This window comes from Butyrivibrio hungatei DSM 14810, from assembly GCF_900143205.1.
GTDB classification, from domain to species: domain Bacteria; phylum Bacillota; class Clostridia; order Lachnospirales; family Lachnospiraceae; genus Butyrivibrio; species Butyrivibrio hungatei.
The window spans coordinates 24,447-44,891 of the sequence record NZ_FRDH01000012.1; the positions used below are offsets into that span (position 1 = coordinate 24,447).

Sequence of the window (20,445 nt, forward strand, 5' to 3'; positions counted from 1 at the left end):
CATCCGTCCAAAATCTCAAAAAAGCTAAATACAAGATGGAGGACTTTGCCTTATGATGAGATCACTTTATTCTGGTGTAGCAGGTCTTAAGACACACCAGACCAAGATGGATGTTATCGGTAACAATATTGCCAACGTTAACACCACATCTTTCAAATCACAGTCTATTACATTTTCAGATCTTATGTATCAGACAACACAGACAGCTTCAGGAGCTACAGAGACCAAGGGTGGTGTAAACGCTCGTCAGATCGGTCTTGGTGCTAAGTCTGGTGCTATAAATACAGCTATTACATCTCAGGGAGCAACACAGACAACAAATAACCCATTTGATATCATGATCACAGGTGAGTCTTTCTTTATCGTTAACAACGGTAATGAAAATCTCTACACAAGAGATGGTTCTTTCTATGTAGATGGTGCTGGTAACCTTGCAATGCAGTCAAATGGATATTTTGTTCAGGGCTGGGTTGCACAGGAAGATAAGGAAACTGGTGAGATCACAATTAACAAGAATGGCGGACTTTCAAGCCTTCAGATCATGAGTGCAGCAAACAGCACTTATTCACCAGCATCTACAACAGCAGCTCTTTACAGCGGTAACATCGATGACCATGACAAGAACCTCATTTCTGATGATGGTAAGACTGTAACACTTGAGTTCTATGACAACAAAGGTTATCTTTACACAGGTAAGTTCACATTAAAGGATACTGGTTATGATCATCAGTTCGCACTTACTCTTACAGATATCATCGATTCAGACGGAAAGAGTATTGGACCAGATCTGTTAAAAGAGATCACATTCGGTAATGTTGAGAGCCCAACAAGATCACAGTCATTTGAAAAAGGTACTAAGTATTCGATCGTACTTGATGCTTCTGGCGAAAATATCGCTATCAATGCAGAAGGCGGAGATGTTAAGTACAAACAGGTTCCTTTAAATGGTTATTTATCAGATCTTATGAGCACTAGTTCAAAGAGCTACTCAGGAATTCTCAATACTGTATACAATGTTACAGATACAGATGAAAAGAACTATCCTGCAGATGCAACATATAAGATTGATGACCAGACTGGTGAACTTACAATAAAGTACAACAAGGTTGACCTTGCTGCAGCTGATGGATGGTATGCAACAGCTAAGTACACTTATAAGACAAACTCATCAGAGAAGTACTTTGTAGATCCAGCAACACTTGAGGCTTATCATATTCCTGATTCCACAGCAAATTCAAGCGCAAGTGTTTTTGCTGATACAGATTTCCTTTCAAAGGTATTTGGAATCTCTGATCTTTATGGCTCAGCAGATTACGACTATACATATTATAATGCGACAACTCCACCTAAGATGGAGATCAAGAGACATGTATCAGTTCCACAGGCTACATCAACTAACCCAGGCGCATATAATAAGATTGCAACTGTTGGTCAGTACTATACACTTGATGGAACAACAACAGGTAAGACTGTACTTCAGGCAGCTCAGGATTGGGTAGCAGCAGCTCCAGCAGGCGAGACAAGAAGTCTTGATCAGGTATTTTATTCATTCAATTCAGCTGATGATAACATTACTTTATATGTAAAGAATTATGAAGATGTAACAAAGACTGAGACTACAGGCGGTTCTGCAGTACAGGCAGATGTTAATAATCTTACAACTGCATTTACAGATGGTAGTATTGATGTATCTACTGGAATTGAGACTCAGGATATAACAGATGTTCTTGCATATATTGATAATCAGATTGCTGCTCTTAACGCTGATAATCAGACACAGGAGCAGAATAAAATAGATGCAGAGGCAGATAAAACTGCCCAGGATACTATAATGGCTGAGCAGCAGCAGATTATTGATGAAAAACAAGCTATTATTGACAATCCGGCATCTGATCCTGCAGATGTTACACAGGCAGAGGCAGAAAGAGATGCTGCACAGGCTATTTATGATCAGGCTGTACTTGATAAAGCAGCTGCACAGACTGCATACGATAATGCTGTTGCTGCAATTACAGCTAATGATGATAAGATTGCAAACTACAACTCCGCTAAGAAGGCTGCTGGAGAAATTCAGAGCGCAATGACAGCTAAGAGTCTTTCAGTTGTTACTGATGTAAAGGAAACTTCAATTACAGGTACTACAGGTCTTATGTTCTCATATGAAGCTCAGGAACTTGGCGGGGCACAGGCTCTTAGAGATGGAACTGGAGCTGTGATCACTTATTCACATCAGATTGAAGCTGAAGGTGAACTTGATACTACAAAGTTTACTGATACACAGCCAGTACAGCCAAAGGGCGTATATGTTGGAGCTTCTACATTTGCTAAGGCTTATGGACTTACAAGTCTTACAGCAACAATTACAAGTGGAAATAATCCTTACGAGACACTTCTTGGTGATGCATTTGGAACAAATACAAATATTCCAAGCTTGGCTTCTGGTCAGGAATATACAATTACATTCTCAAACAATACTGAGACTTTAGGATATGTTTCAATTGCACACAGCGTAACCGAGACTGCAAAGGGAATGTCTACTGGATATTCAGTTTCTGATAATGGTGATGGAACACTTAACTATACATCAGAGACAGCTTATGAATCAGTACCTGTAAAGGGAAATATAGCAGATCTTCTTACAACAGCAGAAGGCGATAACAAAGGTCTTTTAAATAAGGTTTATGGAATCACTGATGAGCAGGCTGATGCATATGGTATTGATGGTACTTATGAGATCAATACTTCAACAGGTGCTATTAACCTTACAGTAGGTAAGCATTCTGTACAGCTTAAGTTTGATGCAGCTAATGGTTCTCTTGTTTCAGCTGATACAAGTGATGCAGGTCTTGTAACAATGAACTTCAACCAGTCAATTCCTGGTCTTGAAGCCTTTGGCTATCAGCAGACAGCAGGCGATACAACTCATAATCCTGGTGATGTACAGTTTGACTTCTCAACAGTTACAAACTACAACACAAACGGATCATCTACGATCAAGGCTGTTAAGGGCGACAAGAAGTCTCTTAACACAGGACGTGCAGTTGGTGAGATGAACGGTGTTTCAATCAGTACAGACGGTCAGATCTATGCAACATATTCAAATGGTCAGACCAAGCTCCTTGGACAGATCGCATCTGCGGAGTTTGCTAATGCATCAGGTCTTTCAAAGGAAGGTGATAACCTGTATGCATCAACACTTAACTCTGGTGAAGCTACAATTCAGGACATCACCACTGATGGTGGTTACATGAACACTGGTGTACTTGAAATGTCTAACGTAGACCTCTCTTCACAGTTTACTGAGATGATCACAACACAGCGTGGTTTCCAGGCTAACAGCCGTATCATCACAGTATCTGATACACTTCTTGAAGAGCTTACAAACCTTAAGAGATAATCTTTAGACAAAAACGAAAGCCCTGCCGATTACCGGCAGGGCTTTTTGCGTGCGTAAGAACTATAAGAGACTAAATAGCGTATCTATAAAAACATTATACCATGCAAACACTAACTGTATATTGGACAAAGATTATTCTTTTAGCAATTCTTTAAATAATCTGCTGTAATATATTGACTTGTTGTGGTAAAATAATTTTAATACCACAATATGTAGTACTATGTCCAAAAATAGATTTTGGACAATATAAATTCGAAAAAATATTACATAAATCACATTGCATTTGTGTAATAAAATTTAAAATATGTCTAAATTGTGAACGTGACATAGAGATTTTGAACAGAAAAAGTGGTAAAATAGTAGTAATTAGAAATAAAGTTTCATTTTAAAATGAAACTTTTTGAATGAGTGAAATTTTATATTAGGTGAGGGGTTAATGTCTAAGATTATTGAGCTGACCAAAATGGATACGCGTAAGATTCTTCTTAATATTTCTTCTATTGAGACTGTAGAAGCTAATCCAGATACCATCATTATCCTTAACTCGGGTAGGAAGTTATTAGTCAAAGAAAATCCTGATGAAATCTACAAGATGATTCAAGAAAATTAATTTTGAAACAAATTATCGAATAAGTAAATGATGTTCACTATAAATATGAGAAAGGGGAGTTTGTTGTGGATATTGCGTCTTTACTTGGTGTAGGTCTATGTTTTATATTCATGATCCTGAGTATTGTGTTCTCAGCTGGTATCACGGGTGTTAAATACTTCCTTGATGCGCCTTCAGCTATGATCACCTTTGGAGGAGCCTTCATGGCCGTTTTGGGATCAAGAAGTATGCCGAGTTTCATGAGCGGTCTTAAGTCATATACTTTGATCTTTAAGATGCCAACTGATGACACCAAATCTGTTATCAAAAAAATCATCGATCTTTCAAATACAGCCAGAAAAGAAGGCCTTCTTGCATTGGAAGAAGCTGCTGGTAGTTTGGAGGATGCTTTCATGAAGAAGGGCGTCATGCTTATCGTAGACGGTACTGAGCCTGAACTTGTAAAGAGCATTCTTGAAGCTGAAATTGATGCCATGGCGGAGCGTCATAAAGAGAACTATTCATTCTTTGGCGATGTTGCTGGTATGGGTCCTTCATGGGGTATGATCGGTACCCTCCTTGGACTGGTTCTTATGCTTCAGAACATGTCTGATCCTTCATCAATCGGACCATCCATGGCGGTTGCCCTCATTACTACATTCTACGGATCAGTTCTTGCTAACTGGTTCTGTTATCCTGCTGAAAATAAGTTAAAGGCCAGAAGTAATGCTGAGTACATGACAAAGAGCATTATCATTGAGGGTCTTTTGTCTATACAGGCTGGTGAAAACCCACGTGTTACAGAAGAGAAGCTTAAATCATTTCTTTCACCTGCTGATAGATCTGCTTATGAAGCTGAAAATGGAACTGGCGATGGAGGCGGAGAATAATGGCAAAGAGACAAGAGGAGATAAAACCTGGTCTGCCGGCCTGGCAGGGTACCTTTGGTGATCTGATGAATCTGCTTCTTTGTTTCTTCGTACTTCTTTTCTCAATGGCTAACATGGATGCGGCAAAGTTCGAGGAAGTAGCAGCATCATTTAGTAATGCTTTCGGTATCTTCTCCGGTGGAGAAATGGCTATAGGACAGGGAGCACTTATTGGTGATGGCGTTTCTCAGCTTAGTGCTTTATCTAGTTATATTACTTCAATGGGACTTGCTCAGAGCGGCGAGGATTCTGATTCAGAAGAGACAGCTATTGGAGAAATGGAGCAAAAGGAACTGTTAGAAGCTGCAGAAGAGGAACAGATGGAAGCATCAGAAGAGCTTGCTGAAAAGATTGAAGCAGCTCTTGAAGCTGGAGATGTAGATAATGAAGTATCTCTGAATTACACAAGCCAGTTTGTACAGCTCACTATTCAGGGTTCAATTCTTTTTGATTCTGGTAAGACAGATATTAAAGATGACGCTATACCTGTTATCGATAAGGTTGGTCAGATACTTGAAACCTATGCTGGAGGTACTATTGAGATTGAAGGACATACGGATAATGTTCCTATGTCTTCAGGTGGCAAATATGCCAACAACGATGAGCTTAGTTCAGGAAGAGCTCTTTCAATCTTTTATTACCTTTGTGAAAATACTAATCTTGATCCTGCAAACATTGTTCATACAGGTCGAGGTGAGTATTCTCCAATTGCTGACAATTCTACAGATGAGGGCAGAGCCCGCAACAGAAGAGTAGAAATAAAGATTTACAATCCACTTAGTTCATCTTATTAAAGAGGGGAGATAGTCCTAAATGAAAAAGAATCTTTTATCAATCATCATCTTGGCACTTTTAGTCATTAACCTTGCTATGAATGGATTCATGCTTCTTAGCGTATTGACAACAAATTCTCAGACTGCAAAGCTTATCTCTGATATTGCTGCTGCGCTTGAGCTTGAAGCTAGCGGCGGAGCAGGCGGAGGTTTTTCAAATTCAAATTCAGGAACTGTTGGTGTAGCAAACATAGCTACATTTGGTTATACAGGTGATAACAACCTTACTATCAGTCTTAAGCCTGGCGCAGATGGCAAGACTCATTACATGCTTGCTGACGTTGTATTTTCAATGAATACAGCTGCTCAGGATTATGCAACCTATGGTTCTTCTGAATCACTTGCTAGTATGAGTGATCTTGTTAAGGCTAAAGTTATTGATGTCCTTTCAAGTTACACAATGGAAGAACTTCAGGCTGATATGCAGACAGCAAAAGACCAGGTTCTTGAAGCTGTTCAGGAACTTTACGGTTCAAACTTTATTTACGACGTAAGTATTAGTGCAATCTATTCATAATGATCATGAATAGATCGGTATTTAATAAATACAGAAAGGAGATCCATTTTGAGTGAAGTACTGTCACAAAGCGAAATAGATGGTCTGTTGGCAGCGCTAAGTAGCGGTGAACTTGATGTGGATCAGATGCAGGCAGCTGACGAAAAGAAAGTCAAAGATTATGACTTCAAACGTCCTGCTAAATTCTCCAAAGAGCATCTTCGAACTTTGGAGATGATCTACGAACATTATGGACGACTTTTATCCACAACTTTGCCACTATATCTCAGAAAGAACGTAACTGTATCTGTAGCTAACTCAGAAACTGTTACATATTCTGAATTTAGTAATGCTCTTTCCAATCCTGTTATTTTGGGAGTAATAAGTTTCCTTCCTTTGCAGGGTAATATTATTTTGGAATTGCAGGCAAATATAGGATTCTCTTTTATTGACAGAATGCTTGGAGGTGAAGGGGGAACCTTGGATAAACCAAGACCATTCACCGACATTGAGATGCCACTTATAGAGAAGCTTGTAACAATCTGTATGCAGCTTATGGTAGAACCTTGGCAGAACGTTGTTTCTATCAATCCTGTTATGGAGAGGATCGAGACAAATCCACAGTTTGCTCAGGTTATCTCACCAACAGACATGATCGCTATCGTTACGCTGAATATCAAGATTGGAGATACAGAAGGTCTTATGAATGTATGCTTGCCATATTTCACCTTAGAGAGTGTTATGGATAAGCTCAATACAAAGTTCTGGTTCTCAACGATGCAAAAGAACAATGATGAGGACTATGAGGATACTCTTGAGACCATGGTCAGACATGTTGCTGTACCAGTTAAAGCTATACTTGGTAAATGCAATGTTTCTGTTAATGATTTTGTACATCTTCAGGCTGGAGATATCATAAGGCTTGATAATAGAGTAAATACTGATATGCAGGTATATGTGGGTAATCTGTTTAAGTTTACTGCATTACCTGGAACTGCCAAAGAGAAATATGCCGTAAGAATTACATCGGTTGTGAGAGAGGAGGAAGAGTAGAGCATGGATGGAATGTTGTCACAGGACGAAATTAATGCTTTGCTTGCCGGAATGGATACGTCTGCTGGCGGAGATGCACCAGCTGATGCACCTGCTGACGGAGGCGGTGATGCTGCTCCAGCAGAGGCTGCTGTATCTACACCACCAGTTGGAGGTGGAGCAATAGATGAATCACTACTTACTGATTCAGAAAAAGATGCTATCGGTGAAGTAGCTAATATCAGCATGGGATCTTCAGCTACAACGCTGTATTCCCTTGTAAATCAGAAGGTTAATATTACAACACCTCAAGTAGAACTAGCTAATTGGGAGAATGTAATAAATAACTATGAGAGACCATGCGTATTTATCCAGATCAAATACACTGTTGGTCTTGATGGAACAAATATTCTGATCTTAAAAGAACATGACGTTATGGTAATCACCGACCTCATGATGGGTGGTGATGGTACTAATACAGATGGAGAGATAGGCGAATTACAGCTTTCTGCTATTTCAGAAGCTATGAACCAGATGATGGGTGCTGCTGCCACATCTCTTTCTACAATGATCAATCAGAAGGTTGATATCAGCCCGCCACAGGCTACTGTTCTTGATATGATCAACGATGATCCATCAGATATTGCTGAGTTCCTTACTGGAACATTTGTTAAGATCTCTTTCAAGATGCAGGTTGGAGAGCTTGTAGATTCAACGCTTATGCAGCTTTATCCAATTGATTTTGCTAAGACTCTTAAAGATACAGTTATTGCTGCTGATGAAGGTTCACAGGAAGCTGCACCAGCTGCTGCGCCTGCTCCAGAACCAGCACCAGCACCAGCTCCACAGCCACAGATGGCTCCTCAGATGGATCCTTCTATGATGCAGGGGCAGCCAATGCCTCAGATGGCAATGCCTCAGATGCAGATGGGAATGCCTCAGATGATGGCTCCTCAGATGATGAATATGAATATTCAGCCTGCTCAGTTTCAGAATTTTTCTGGTGGTACAACTATCATGGCAGGTGGAGAGAATATCGGAATCATCAAGGATGTTCCTCTTGAAGTAACTGTTGAGCTTGGTAGAACAGCAAAACCTATTTCAGATATCCTTGATTTTGCTCCTGGAACTATCATTGAGCTTGACAAGGTTGCAGGTGAACCTGTAGACGTTCTTGTTAATGGTAAGTTCGTAGCAAAGGGAGAAGTTGTAGTTATCGAAGAAAGTTTTGGTGTAAGAGTTACTGAGATAGTTCAGTAAAGGAAGTTTAGATGACAGCTGATTCATATTTACAGTTTATTTCTATATTGATCATTTTCATTGGTGTTCTTGCAGCTACTTACTATGTAACTAAATTTCTTGCGGGATACCAAAAAGAGAAAACTTCCTCAGGTAATATTGAGATCATTGAGACCAGTAGAATATCTGTCAACAAGTATATTCAGATTGTTCGTGTAGGAGATAAGTACATGGCTATTGCTGTTGGCAAGGATGAGATCACTGCTCTTGGTGAGATCGATAAGGACTCTCTAATTACCAAAGAGGATGGTTCTACAACACTTAGTTTTAAAGAAGTATTTGAAAAGTTTAAGGGCGAGATAAAAAAGTAACATGAAGATTATGCGGGGAGAATCAAAACTGAATAAGAAAACTGCAATCAAGAGATTTGTTCTGGCCGTTGTTTCTGTGTTACTTATCTCTACTTTTGCTTTTTCAGTTCCACTTTCAGTACACGCTACTGAAAACGTTGTTGAGGATACAACGCCAACTGATCCTACAACGGATAGAGATAGCCACCTAACTGGCTCTCAGGATGAAAGGACAAATATCAATGCTCCAGGTTCTTCGGAAGACCCGGATGATCTTAAGGAGCTGAATATTGCCAATACTGTGACTGTTACATATGATAACGGCAACGGTTCGGTAAATGGTGCTCTTAGAATACTTATTACACTTACGCTTATTTCTTTGGCACCAACTCTTCTTGTGATGATGACCTCTTTTACCAGGATCATCGTTGCGCTACACTTTACGAGAACTGCTATTGGAACCCAAACATCGCCACCTAATCTGGTGATGATTGGGATTGCTTTGTTTATGACACTTTTTATTATGCAGCCTACTTTGACAGCTGCATATAATGATGCTGTTGTTCCTTTTGAGAACGGTGAGATCGACCAGAAAGAGTTCATAGATACAGCAATGAAGCCGTTTAGGCAGTTTATGTATGGCCAGACTCAGAAAAAAGATGTTATTTTGTTTATGGAAATCGACGGAATAGAGTGGGATGGTGAGCTTGACAGCATCCCTAATGTCGTTCTGATTCCAAGCTTTATTATAAGTGAGCTTAGAACAGCGTTTATTATTGGATTCCTTATTTATGTTCCGTTTATTGTTATAGACATGGTAGTAGCTTCGGTACTTATGAGTATGGGTATGATGATGCTGCCGCCAACTACAATTTCAATGCCGTTTAAGATTTTATTATTTGTTCTGGCTGATGGTTGGAGTTTAATAATAGGCAACCTTGTTAAGTCGTTCTATTAAGGGGGCATTTTATGATCACATTATCAGACATCAACACAATAATAAATAGTGCGTTATTCTTAGTTATCAAGATGTCACTGCCTGTACTTTTGACATCAATGATCATCGGACTTATCATCTCAATTTTTCAGACTGTTACATCTATTCAGGAGCAGACCCTTACCTTTGTTCCTAAGGTAATAGGCGTTTTTATAATGATAATGCTGATAGGTAACTGGATGCTTACAGAATTATCTGGTTATATCAATCAGCTTTGGTCTGATTTTTCACAGTATGTCAGATAGAGGTATCACATGATCGATTACACGTTTAGATATGGGGATCTTGAGATATTTCTTTTGATTCTTGTAAGAATAACAAGCTTCATATTTGTTTGTCCGTTTTTTGGTGGCAGACAAACCCCTAATCAGGTCAAGATTGGCTTTAGCTTACTGCTTTCAATACTTATCTACGGTGCTGTTCCTTATGAAGCGCCAAATTATAACACGATCATTGGTTATACAGTTATCGTGTTAAAAGAGGTTATGGCAGGATTCCTGATTGGTTATGCTGTTCAGCTTAGTACTCTTATAGTTAACTTTGCAGGTACTATTATTGATATGCAGATAGGTCTTTCTATGGTAAGCCTGTTTGATCCTAATACAAATGAGCAGACATCTATTACTGGTACATTGTATTCACAGACTCTTACTGTGATGCTTATCTTATCAGGAATGTATCACTATATTCTTAAGGCTTTGGCTGACTCATTTGTGTTGATCCCTATAAATACTGTAACTATTCATTCAGACAGAATGCTTGATGCTATAGTTTCATTTTTAAGAGATTACGTTGTAATAGGTTTTAGAATAGCCCTTCCGATCTTTATCATTACTTTCATTACAAACGTTGTTCTTGGCGTTCTAGCAAAGGTTTCACCGCAGATGAACATGTTCTCTGTCGGTATTCAGATCAAGATCATTATTGGTCTAATGGTTATGTTTATTACAGTTTCTATGCTGGGAAGTGCATCGAACTTTGTTTATATCAATATCAAGGAGTTAATGCATGATTTTGTCTACAGCATGCAAGCTGGCTAAACTTGATGATAGCCAGCTACTAATTTCATATAATCTTCAGTTTTTTGCTGAAGATGCTAATGGTGCTGAGAAGACTGAAGAGCCAACAGCTAAAAAGCTTGATGATGCCAGAAAAGAAGGACAGGTGGCTAAGAGCCAGGAAATAGCGACGGCTTTTAGTTTGCTTGCACTTTTTGTCATATTAAAATTTTTTTATTCCTTTATGGGAAGTATATTTAAGAGTACATTTGAAAGGGTATATAACTCTATTCCAAATGTGGCAAGAACCTATGATGGATATCTGCCCATAGCGTATCTTAGGAGCATTGTAAATAATTCAATGCTTACGTTGTTACTTCTTTGTGCTCCGTTTTTTATCATTGGTTTTGCCGTAGTTTTTATCTGCGATTTTGTTCAGGTTGGATATAAGCCCACAACTAAGCCTTTGCAGCCAAAACTTTCTAAGCTTAATCCTGTTTCTGGTATGAAGAAGATTTTTTCAACTAGAAAGCTCTTTGAACTTTTAAAATCTATACTTAAGCTTTCAATCATGGCTGTGGTTATCTATACATTTTTTATTGGCAGAAAAGAGTCTTTGTTTCTGCTATATGACATGCCACTTAATCAGGCAATTGGCCTGATGGGTAATCTTGTCATTAGCCTAGGCATCAGGATTGCAATTGCTTATATGTTTATTGCCTTTGCAGACCTCATCTATCAGAGACGTAAATTCAGAAAAGATATGATGATGACCAAGCAAGAAGTAAAGGATGAGTACAAGAATTCTGAAGGAAATCCTGAAGTTAAGAACGCTCAGAAGAGAAGAATGATGCAGGCTTCACAGCGCAGAATGATGCAGCAGCTTCCTCAGGCAGATGTTGTTATTACGAACCCTACTCACTTTGCTGTTGCTATCAAATATGATGCTGAGTCAGCAGAAGCTCCTATGGTCATTGCAAAGGGTGCTGATTTTCTTGCTCAAAAGATCAAAGAGATAGCAAGGGAAAACAATGTTGAAATAGTTGAAAATAAGCCACTTGCCAGAATGCTTTATGCTAACGTTGAAGTTGGAGAACTGGTTCCTCCAGAACTATATAAAGCGGTGGCAGAAGTACTTGCTTATGTATATCATCTGCAAGGAAAGATATGATGAATTGTATTTACTATAACGAGAGAAAGGAGAGGAAAATATGGATGTAAAAAAACTACGAGACCGTGTATTTGACTACGGACTTGCTCTTTATATTGTTGCAGCTATCGTAATGCTTATTATTCCTCTGCCGGACTTTCTTTTGGATATTCTTTTGGCCTTTGATATGTCACTTTCATTCGTGATCATGTTCACAGCCATGTTTGCTCAGGATGTTCTGGATATGTCGTTTTTTCCAACAATTCTTTTGTTTACGACTATCTTTAGAATTTCATTAAACGTATCATCTACAAGACTGATACTTACACAGGGAAGTGCTGGTCAGGTTATTACTGTATTTGGATCTTTCGTTGGCGGTGGTGATCTTATTGTTGGAGCTATCGTATATGTAATCCTGATTATCGTTCAGCTGATGGTAATCAACAAAGGTTCTGAACGTGTAGCTGAAGTATCTGCAAGATTTACTCTTGATGCTATGCCAGGAAAACAAATGGCTATTGATGCTGATCTTAACACTGGTGCCATTACCGATCAGGAAGCAAAAGAAAGAAGACAAAAGATACAGGATGAAGCTAGCTTTTTCGGAGCTATGGATGGTGCTACCAAGTATGTAAAAGGAGATGCGACTGCGGGCCTTATCATTACAGCAGTCAACCTTCTTGGTGGTATTGCTATGGGTATGTTCAGAATGGGGATGGATGTCAACACAGCTATTAATACATATTCAATCCTTACAATGGGTGATGGACTTGTAAGTTCAATTCCTTCACTTATGATTTCAATGTCAACTGGTATTCTGGTTACAAAGGGATCAAAAGAGGCAGATTTTGGCCATGTTCTTATTGGACAGCTTTTTGGAATGCCAAAGACCTTGTACCTGGTTGGCGGAGTTGTGGCTGGACTTGGTATTTTGTCACCTCTTCCTACAGTTTTATATGTTTCATTTGGCGCAGGATTCATTCTTCTTGGAAGGATAGCAAGCCAGACCATTGAAGAGGTTAATGTCGAGAGCGAGGTTGCTTCTCCAGAGGAACAGCAGGCTGAAGAGATCAGGCAGCCTGAGAATGTCACGAGTCTTTTGACTGTTGATCCTATCGAGCTTGAGTTTGGCTATGGAATCATTCCTCTTGCTGACGTAAATCAAGGAGGAGACCTCCTTGACCGAGTTGTTATGATCAGAAGACAGGTTGCGCTTGAACTTGGTACTGTTGTGCCTATCATTCGACTTCGAGATAATATTCAGTTGAATCCTAATCAATATATCATTAAAATTAAAGGTATACAGGTAAGCGATGGTGAGATTTTGTTCGACCATTATATGGCAATGAATCCAGGTCATGTAGAGGAAGAAATCACAGGTATTCCTACATTTGAACCTTCATTCCATCTGCCTGCTATATGGATTACTGAAGGACAGAGAGAAAGAGCTGAAAGCTTTGGCTATACAGTTGTTGATCCGCCTTCTATCATTGCTACACATCTTACTGAGATCATCAGAGAACATATTGCTGAACTTATGACCAGACAGGATGTTCAGAATCTTGTTGATAATCTTAAGGAGAACAATCCAGCCCTTGTTGATGAGCTTGTACCTAAGCTTATGAGCCTTGGTGAGATTGAAAAGGTGCTTCAGAATCTCTTGAAGGAAGGTATTTCTATACGAGACCTTGTTACAATTTTTGAGACTCTTGCTGATTTTGCTCCTTCAACCCATGACCCTGATATCCTTACTGAGTATGTAAGGCAGAGTCTTAAGAGAGCTATTTCAAGTAAGTACTTTATGCCCGGTGAGACAACAAGCGTTGTAACGCTAGATCCTAAGATTGAGCAGGAGATCATGAACAGCGTCAAGCAGACTGAGACTGGCGCTTACTTAACACTTGATCCTGCCAGAACGAAAGCTATTTTGAATGCAGTTGGAGAGCAGGTCAGAAAGCTTGAAGAAGCTGGAAGACAGGCAATTATCATGGCTTCTCCGATTGTCAGAATGTATTTTAAGAAAATGACTGAAGATTACTACAAAGATTTAGTAGTAATTTCATATAATGAGGTGGAGGCTAACATCGAATTACAATCTGTGGGGATGGTAACTGCATAATATGATTATCAAAAAGTATGTTGGAAAAACTGAAAGTGAAGCTACTGAAGAGGCAAGAAGAGAACTTGGCCAAAACATCGTTGTAATGAATGTCAGGCCAACCAAGAAAACTGGATTTTTCTCTTTGTTTCAGTCTCAAAAAATTGAGGTAACTGTTGCTCTCGAAGAAGAGTCGGAAAGACCTGTTAAAACCTATTCTCAGCCAAAGGAAAACCGGCCTCAGATCGTGACCCCTTCAAAGGATAGTTCTCAGAGAGATACTATCGTTTCGGCTACTCAGAATGCTACAAAAGTCAGAGAGAGTAAAGATTATAGAGAAGATAACAGTGCAATAGAAGAAAAACTTGATAATCTCAGTAATCTTCTTGAAAAGAACTTTATTAAAAATGAAAAAGACAGTTCTTCTGATAACGCACCTTCTGATACTGGCGTTAAAGCTCCTGAAAAGGATGAGATTTCAGAAGAGACAATGTCTTTTATCAAGCTTTTATACAATACTCTTATTGAGAATGAGGTTGATGAGATATATGTAAATCAGCTTACTGATGAGGTTGAAAAGATAAGTAAACCAGGGCTTCCATTTGATTTTGCCCTTGCAAATGTATACCAGAAGATGGTCCTTAAGTTTGGAAAATCTGAGCCTATAGTTATGGATAAACCAGGACCAAGGGCAGAGATTTTTATCGGACCTACTGGTGTTGGTAAGACAACAACCATTGCTAAGCTTGCATCAGAACTTTCTGTAACTCAGAAAAAGAAAGTGGCTCTTTTAACGGTTGATACCTATAGAATCGCAGCTGCAGAACAGCTTCGTACATACGCATCTATTTTGGAGATTCCATTTAGAGTTATCTATTCTGTTGAAGAGATGAAGCAGGCTGCTGAAGATTTCAAGGATTACGACTTCATCATGGTAGATACTGCTGGACATTCACTTCATAATGAAGAGTTAAAGCAGGGTGTTGAGAGCTTTATCAGAACATTGGAAGATATAATGGAATGTGAGAATTTCCTTGTTCTTTCTGCAACTACAAAGTACAGAGATCTCATCGAAATCGCAGATGCTTATTCTGAGATGGTTGCTTATAGACTTATCTTTACCAAGATGGATGAGACCGGTGCAAAAGGAAATCTTTACAACGTTAGAATGCACACAGGTGCTCCTGTTGCATATATCACTAATGGGCAAAACGTTCCTGATGATATTGCTGTGTTTGATGCACAGCGCATCGTTAAGAATCTTTTGGGTGGAAAAAGTTAATTAATAAATTTTTTGGGGAAATTTATGGATCAGGCACAACAACTTAGAAATATAATCAAGAATTCAAATAAGCCTCAAAGGCCACTTGCCAGGATCATTACTGTTACAAGTGGTAAGGGCGGCGTTGGTAAGTCAAACGTAGCCATAAACCTTGCTATTCAATTTCGCAAGATGGGAAAAAGAGTAATCATCCTTGATGCGGACTTTGGACTTGCTAATATTGAGATCATGTTCGGAACTGTACCAAAGCATAATCTCTGCGACCTAATTTATCAAGGCAAAAATATTAAAGATATCATAACCTGGGGACCTGAAGGTGTTGGATTTATTTCCGGAGGCTCAGGTATTTCGGGCATGTACAATCTTTCAAGAGATTATTTAGTATATATTATTGTAAATCTTGCCGAATTGGACGCAATTGCTGATATAATAATAATAGATACCGGTGCAGGTATATCAAGTGCGGTTATGGAATTCCTTGTAGCAAGTGGCGAGATAATGCTTGTTACTACTCCTGAACCTACGTCTATTACGGATTCGTATTCTCTTTTAAAAGCACTTAATCAGTCACCTAGGTTCTCAAGGGAGAATACTAAGGTTAAGGTAGTGTCAAACAGGGTTTCTAGTGATGAAGAAGGACAACAGCTCTTTAACAAGCTTAATGCTGTGGTTGCTAGATATCTGAAACTTCCACTTACATATATGGGAGCAATTCCGCAGGACCAGATGCTTGCCAGAAGCGTTATGCAGCAGTCACCTGTTTCTATACAATATCCAAATGCCAAGGCAACGAAGGCTTTTGAATCTATTGCAAACAATTTGATGAATCCGGGATATACAGAGGAGGTAAAACAACGCGGTATGGCAGCTTTCTTTTCCCATATCATTACTGGCAGGAAGCTTAGCAGTACCGGGAACGTTCCAAATATAATAGGCAATGCGCCAAATACACAATAGTACTTCATTAAGTACGTGAATGGAGACAAAAATAGATGCTTTCTGATTACATTTCACCAGGAAATCGAGTAGAGTTAAAGGCTACTGGAAAAATCTGGATGGATGAGGATGCTAGAACGAAGCATATTTACATGAGTAAGGTCATGGATGTAACTTCGGATGACAGAATCGAGATCCTGATGCCCTTTGAGAAAGGTAAGGTGGTACTTTTACCAGTCGATGGGGAGTACAGCCTGTGTTTTTACAGCACACGAGGACTTTTTCAGTGCTATGCCAGAATAATAGACAGATACCGAAGTGACAATATGTACATTTTGGTTCTGGACCTTATAAGTGAATTGCAAAAACTCCAACGCAGGGAATATTACAGGTTTAGTTGTGCACTAGAACTTAAATCCAGGTTATGTTCCAAAGAAGAACTTGAAGCATTTGAAAGAAACAGGAAATACCTAGTAGATGCTGATTTTGGTCTTCAAAGAAGCGTTGTTGTTGATATAAGCGGCGGCGGACTTAGGTTTGTAGCGAATTTTAAATACGAAGAAGGTAGTACTATCTATTGTTCCTATCGTTTACCTGGGAATGCCAATGACAAAGAGTATGAAATGATATGTACAGTGCTAAAAGTGAGTGAGCTTGAGAGTAGACCAGGACTGTATGAGCACAGAATCCAGTATGTTTACATTGACGAAACTTCCAGAGAAGATATTATCCATTTCATCTTTGAGGAAGAGCGCAAAATAAGAAAGAAGCAAACTTGATTATGAAAAATATTTTGATAATTGATGACTCTGCACTTATGAGAACCGTACTCAGTGATATTATTAATTCAGATTCAAGATTCCACGTGGTTGAAACCGCAAAAGACGGAGTCGAAGGTCTCGAACTGCTTAAAAAGAACACATATGATGCCGTCGTTCTTGATATTAATATGCCAAGGATGGATGGCATTACGTTACTTAAAGAGCTTCAAAAAAATAATATAAGAGCAAAGATTATGATGGCGAGTACAGACACGAAGGAAGGCGCAAAGGTCACCATGGATGCTCTTGATCTAGGAGCTCTGGATTTTGTTCATAAGCCAGATCGAGCTTCTGAATGCAGAGGTGAGGATTTCACAGCTCATTTCATCGATACCCTTGCTGCTGTAGCTAACAGTAAAGCTCCAGTTCATGCGAAAACTTTTTCTATTGAAGATGTGAAGGAGTCGAAAAAAGTTGTTGAACTAGTAAGCAAATCCGCCAGTAAGATCACTGGCAACAGGATTGTTGCGATCGCAAGTTCGACAGGGGGTCCAAGAGCACTACAATCAGTTATTCCAAAATTACCAAAAAATCTAAAAACGCCAGTTGTTCTGGTTCAGCATATGCCGGAAGGCTTCACAGCTTCTCTTGCTGAAAGACTTGATTCACTTAGTGAAGTCAGTGTAAAAGAAGCAGCAGAAGGAGATGTACTTCAGCCGGGTACTGTATACATTTCCAAAGGAGGCAAGCATATGCATATCATAAAGAGCGGTGGAAAGAGCACAATCCATTATGTGGATGGCCCCACAAGAGAAGGCGTAAGGCCTTGTGCGAACTTTATGTATGAATCACTTATGGAGTCGGATTACGACGAAGTTTGCTGTGTAGTTCTAACAGGAATGGGAGCTGACGGAACCGAAGGAATAAAGAATCTTAAATCTAAGAAAAAAGTTCATGTGATCGGGCAGGATGAAAGTACCTGTACCGTTTACGGAATGCCGAAAGCAGTAGCAGTAGCTGGTCTCGTTGATCAGGTTGTAAAACTAGAGGACGTAGCCCAGGAAATTATAATGAATGTCGGCGTGAATTGAGGTTTTATCTTTTTTAATAGTTCTTTTATCCAAATTTTCTAATTCCTCCATTCAAATGCCGATATTTTGAACAAAAGTATGCGATAATAAGACTATACTTTTGAAAATCTATCACATTTCAAATGGAGGTAAATTGGTTATGGATGTTTCTCAGTATCTAAGTGTCTTTCTTGATGAGGCAAAGGAGCACCTTCAATCGCTCAATGACAACATTATGACTTTGGAACAGGACCCTGAGAATGAAGATTGTATTAACGAGATCTTCAGATCAGCCCATTCCATGAAAGGTATGGCTGGTACTATGGGCTATACCAGAATGCAGAATCTTACACACGATATGGAAGATGTTTTCTCAGACGTTCGTGCTGGCAAGATTAAGATCAAATCTGCTGATATCGACGTTCTGCTTCAGTGTCTTGATGCTATTCAGGGATATGTTGATAATATCACTGAGAATCAGGATGAAGGTACTGATGAGCATAAAGATATAATTAAGTCTCTCGCTGATATCAGATCAGGCGAAGTTGGTGGTGGTGACGCTGCACCTGCTGAAGCAGCAGCGCCTACAGATGCAGCGCCAGCAGATGATGCGCCAGCAGAGGGAGCTGATGGTGCGTCGGACTATAGGGCAATTCGTCTTGATCCATCTGTTAAATCCACATTAGAAGAAGCAAAGAGCCAGGGTAAGAAGATCTATGGCGTTACTGTTCATATTCAGGAGTCTTGTATCCTTAAGGCTGCAAGAGGTTTCCTTGTATTCAAGGGATTGGAAGAGATCGGTGAAATTGCAGTTTCTGATCCTAATACACAGGATATTGAAGATGAAAAATTCGATTTCTCTTTTAGTTTGATCCTCATTACTGATGAATCAAAAGAAAAGGTTGAAGAGATAGTTAAGGCTGTTTCTGAAGTTGAAGGTTGCGATTGTGGTGAATTCGATCCTAGCGGAGCAAAGGCTCCAGAAGAAAAGGATGAAGCACCAGCAGCAGCTCCTGCTGACAATAAACCTGCACCTGTAGCAGCACCTGCAGCAAAAACTCCTGCACCAGCAGCTGGCGGAGCAGCTGGAGGCAAGAAACCTGCTGGTAAGCCTGTTGTTAACAGAACAGTCCGTGTTGATATTGAAAAACTTGATGTGCTCATGAATCTTGTAAGTGAGCTTATTATTGCAAAGAACTCACTTATTTCTGCTGCAAATACAACAGGTGTATCAAATGTAAATGAGCAGATCGAATATCTTGAGAGCGTTACAACAAACCTTCACGAATCTGTTATGAAGGTTCGAATGGTTCCTATTGAGAGCGTTCTTCAGAAATTCCCTCGTATGATCAGAGATCTTAACAAGACTCTGAATAAGAAGATGGAACTTACAATGACTGGTGAAGATACTGAAATGGATCGTACCGTTGTTGATGAGATTGGTGATCCTTTGATGCATCTTATCAGAAACAGCGCTGACCACGGTATTGAGAGTGCCGAGCTTCGAGCTCAGAGAGGTAAGCCTGAAGTTGGACAGATCTTCCTTCATGCTTTCCAGGATGGTAACAGTGTTGTTATCGAAGTAGGCGATGATGGTAACGGTATTGATGCTGAAGTCGTTAAGAATAAGGCTATTGAAAAAGGAGTTGTTACTCCTGAACAGGCAGCTCTTTTAACAGAAAAGCAGTGCGTAGAGCTCTTGTTCCATCCAGGTTTCTCAACTGCTAAACAGGTTTCAGAAATTTCTGGTAGAGGTGTAGGACTTGACGTTGTTAAGTCAAAGGTTGAATCACTTTCAGGTGAAGTAACAGTTAAGACTAAGCTTGGTGAAGGTTCAACATGGATTATCAGACTTCCTCTTACACTTGCTATTATTCAGGCTCTGATGGTTATCATTGGTGAAGAAAAATATGCTATTCCTCTTGATTCTATTCAGAGTATTGAGGATGTATCTCCATCAGAAGTTAAATTTGTTGAAAATAAGGAAGTTATCAATCTTCGTGGAAGCGTTCTTCCTCTTATCAGACTTAATCAGGTTCTTGATACTGAGTCTACAAAGTCGCCAGATGAAGATATGGTTGTTGTTATTGCCAGAAAGGGCGATCAGCTTGCAGGTCTTGTAATTGATGAACTTATGGGACAGCAGGAAATCGTTATCAAGCCTCTTGGTAGATACACTAATAAGTGCAAGCTTATAAGTGGTGCTACTATCCTTGGTGATGGTGAGATTGCTCTTATTCTTGACACTAATTCAATTTTCTAATGACGGTTGATTATTAAGAAGAAAG

The 20,445-nt window shown here is 39.4% G+C and carries 18 protein-coding genes; all 18 read left to right on the plus strand.

Going from position 1 to position 20,445, the window contains the following annotated elements:
• Positions 1-52: 52 nt before the first annotated feature.
• The 18 genes from BUA02_RS16115 (at position 53) to BUA02_RS13175 (ending at position 20,420) form a co-directional block, all read left to right on the plus strand.
• Positions 53-3,397 (plus strand): flagellar hook-basal body complex protein, encoded by a 3,345-nt coding sequence (locus BUA02_RS16115; protein WP_072704927.1) that lies wholly within the window; start codon positions 53-55, stop codon positions 3,395-3,397.
• Between the two features lie 436 nt (positions 3,398-3,833).
• Positions 3,834-4,007, plus strand: coding sequence for a flagellar FlbD family protein (locus BUA02_RS13095; protein ID WP_083385831.1), 174 nt, complete (start codon positions 3,834-3,836; stop codon positions 4,005-4,007).
• A gap of 65 nt (positions 4,008-4,072) precedes the next feature.
• Positions 4,073-4,876 carry a motility protein A gene (locus BUA02_RS13100; protein ID WP_071176154.1) on the plus strand — a complete coding sequence of 268 codons (804 nt, stop codon included), beginning with the start codon at positions 4,073-4,075 and terminating at the stop codon, positions 4,874-4,876.
• Positions 4,876-5,709 carry an OmpA/MotB family protein gene (locus BUA02_RS13105; RefSeq protein ID WP_071176153.1) on the plus strand — a complete coding sequence of 278 codons (834 nt, stop codon included), beginning with the start codon at positions 4,876-4,878 and terminating at the stop codon, positions 5,707-5,709. The genes BUA02_RS13100 and BUA02_RS13105 overlap by 1 nt, the downstream gene beginning before the upstream one ends.
• 19 nt (positions 5,710-5,728) lie before the next feature.
• A complete protein-coding gene (locus BUA02_RS13110; RefSeq protein ID WP_072704930.1) occupies positions 5,729-6,265 on the plus strand; it encodes a flagellar basal body-associated FliL family protein in 537 nt (178 codons plus the stop codon).
• A gap of 48 nt (positions 6,266-6,313) precedes the next feature.
• Entirely contained in the window at positions 6,314-7,297 is a 984-nt protein-coding gene (gene fliM, locus BUA02_RS13115; RefSeq protein WP_072704933.1) for a flagellar motor switch protein FliM, read from the plus strand.
• 3 nt (positions 7,298-7,300) lie between these two features.
• The gene (gene fliY, locus BUA02_RS13120; protein WP_072704936.1) at positions 7,301-8,536 is read left to right on the plus strand and encodes a flagellar motor switch phosphatase FliY; all 1,236 of its coding nucleotides are present in this window, start codon (positions 7,301-7,303) and stop codon (positions 8,534-8,536) included.
• Positions 8,537-8,547: 11 nt separating this feature from the next.
• Positions 8,548-8,886, plus strand: a complete 339-nt coding sequence (locus BUA02_RS13125; RefSeq protein ID WP_072704939.1) for a flagellar biosynthetic protein FliO — start codon at positions 8,548-8,550, stop codon at positions 8,884-8,886.
• Position 8,887: 1 nt separating this feature from the next.
• Positions 8,888-9,823, plus strand: a complete 936-nt coding sequence (gene fliP, locus BUA02_RS13130; protein WP_072704943.1) for a flagellar type III secretion system pore protein FliP — start codon at positions 8,888-8,890, stop codon at positions 9,821-9,823.
• A gap of 11 nt (positions 9,824-9,834) precedes the next feature.
• Positions 9,835-10,107, plus strand: coding sequence for a flagellar biosynthesis protein FliQ (fliQ, locus tag BUA02_RS13135; RefSeq protein WP_071176147.1), 273 nt, complete (start codon positions 9,835-9,837; stop codon positions 10,105-10,107).
• 9 nt (positions 10,108-10,116) lie between these two features.
• The gene (gene fliR, locus BUA02_RS13140; RefSeq protein ID WP_071176146.1) at positions 10,117-10,902 is read left to right on the plus strand and encodes a flagellar biosynthetic protein FliR; all 786 of its coding nucleotides are present in this window, start codon (positions 10,117-10,119) and stop codon (positions 10,900-10,902) included.
• Positions 10,871-12,031, plus strand: a complete 1,161-nt coding sequence (flhB, locus tag BUA02_RS13145) for a flagellar biosynthesis protein FlhB (protein ID WP_072704946.1) — start codon at positions 10,871-10,873, stop codon at positions 12,029-12,031. The genes fliR and flhB overlap by 32 nt, the downstream gene beginning before the upstream one ends.
• Before the next feature lie 40 nt (positions 12,032-12,071).
• Positions 12,072-14,129, plus strand: a complete 2,058-nt coding sequence (gene flhA, locus BUA02_RS13150) for a flagellar biosynthesis protein FlhA (protein ID WP_072704949.1) — start codon at positions 12,072-12,074, stop codon at positions 14,127-14,129.
• 1 nt (position 14,130) lies between these two features.
• A complete protein-coding gene (flhF, locus tag BUA02_RS13155) occupies positions 14,131-15,390 on the plus strand; it encodes a flagellar biosynthesis GTPase FlhF (RefSeq protein ID WP_072704952.1) in 1,260 nt (419 codons plus the stop codon).
• 24 nt (positions 15,391-15,414) lie between these two features.
• On the plus strand, positions 15,415-16,347 hold the full coding sequence (locus tag BUA02_RS13160; RefSeq protein ID WP_072704955.1) for a MinD/ParA family protein: 933 nt from the start codon (positions 15,415-15,417) through the stop codon (positions 16,345-16,347).
• A 35-nt stretch (positions 16,348-16,382) separates the two neighbouring features.
• A complete protein-coding gene (locus tag BUA02_RS13165) occupies positions 16,383-17,105 on the plus strand; it encodes a flagellar brake protein (protein ID WP_072704958.1) in 723 nt (240 codons plus the stop codon).
• Between the two features lie 2 nt (positions 17,106-17,107).
• Positions 17,108-18,178, plus strand: coding sequence for a protein-glutamate methylesterase/protein-glutamine glutaminase (locus BUA02_RS13170; protein ID WP_083572769.1), 1,071 nt, complete (start codon positions 17,108-17,110; stop codon positions 18,176-18,178).
• A 139-nt stretch (positions 18,179-18,317) separates the two neighbouring features.
• A complete protein-coding gene (locus BUA02_RS13175) occupies positions 18,318-20,420 on the plus strand; it encodes a chemotaxis protein CheA (RefSeq protein WP_072704961.1) in 2,103 nt (700 codons plus the stop codon).
• The last annotated feature ends 25 nt before the right edge of the window (positions 20,421-20,445 follow it).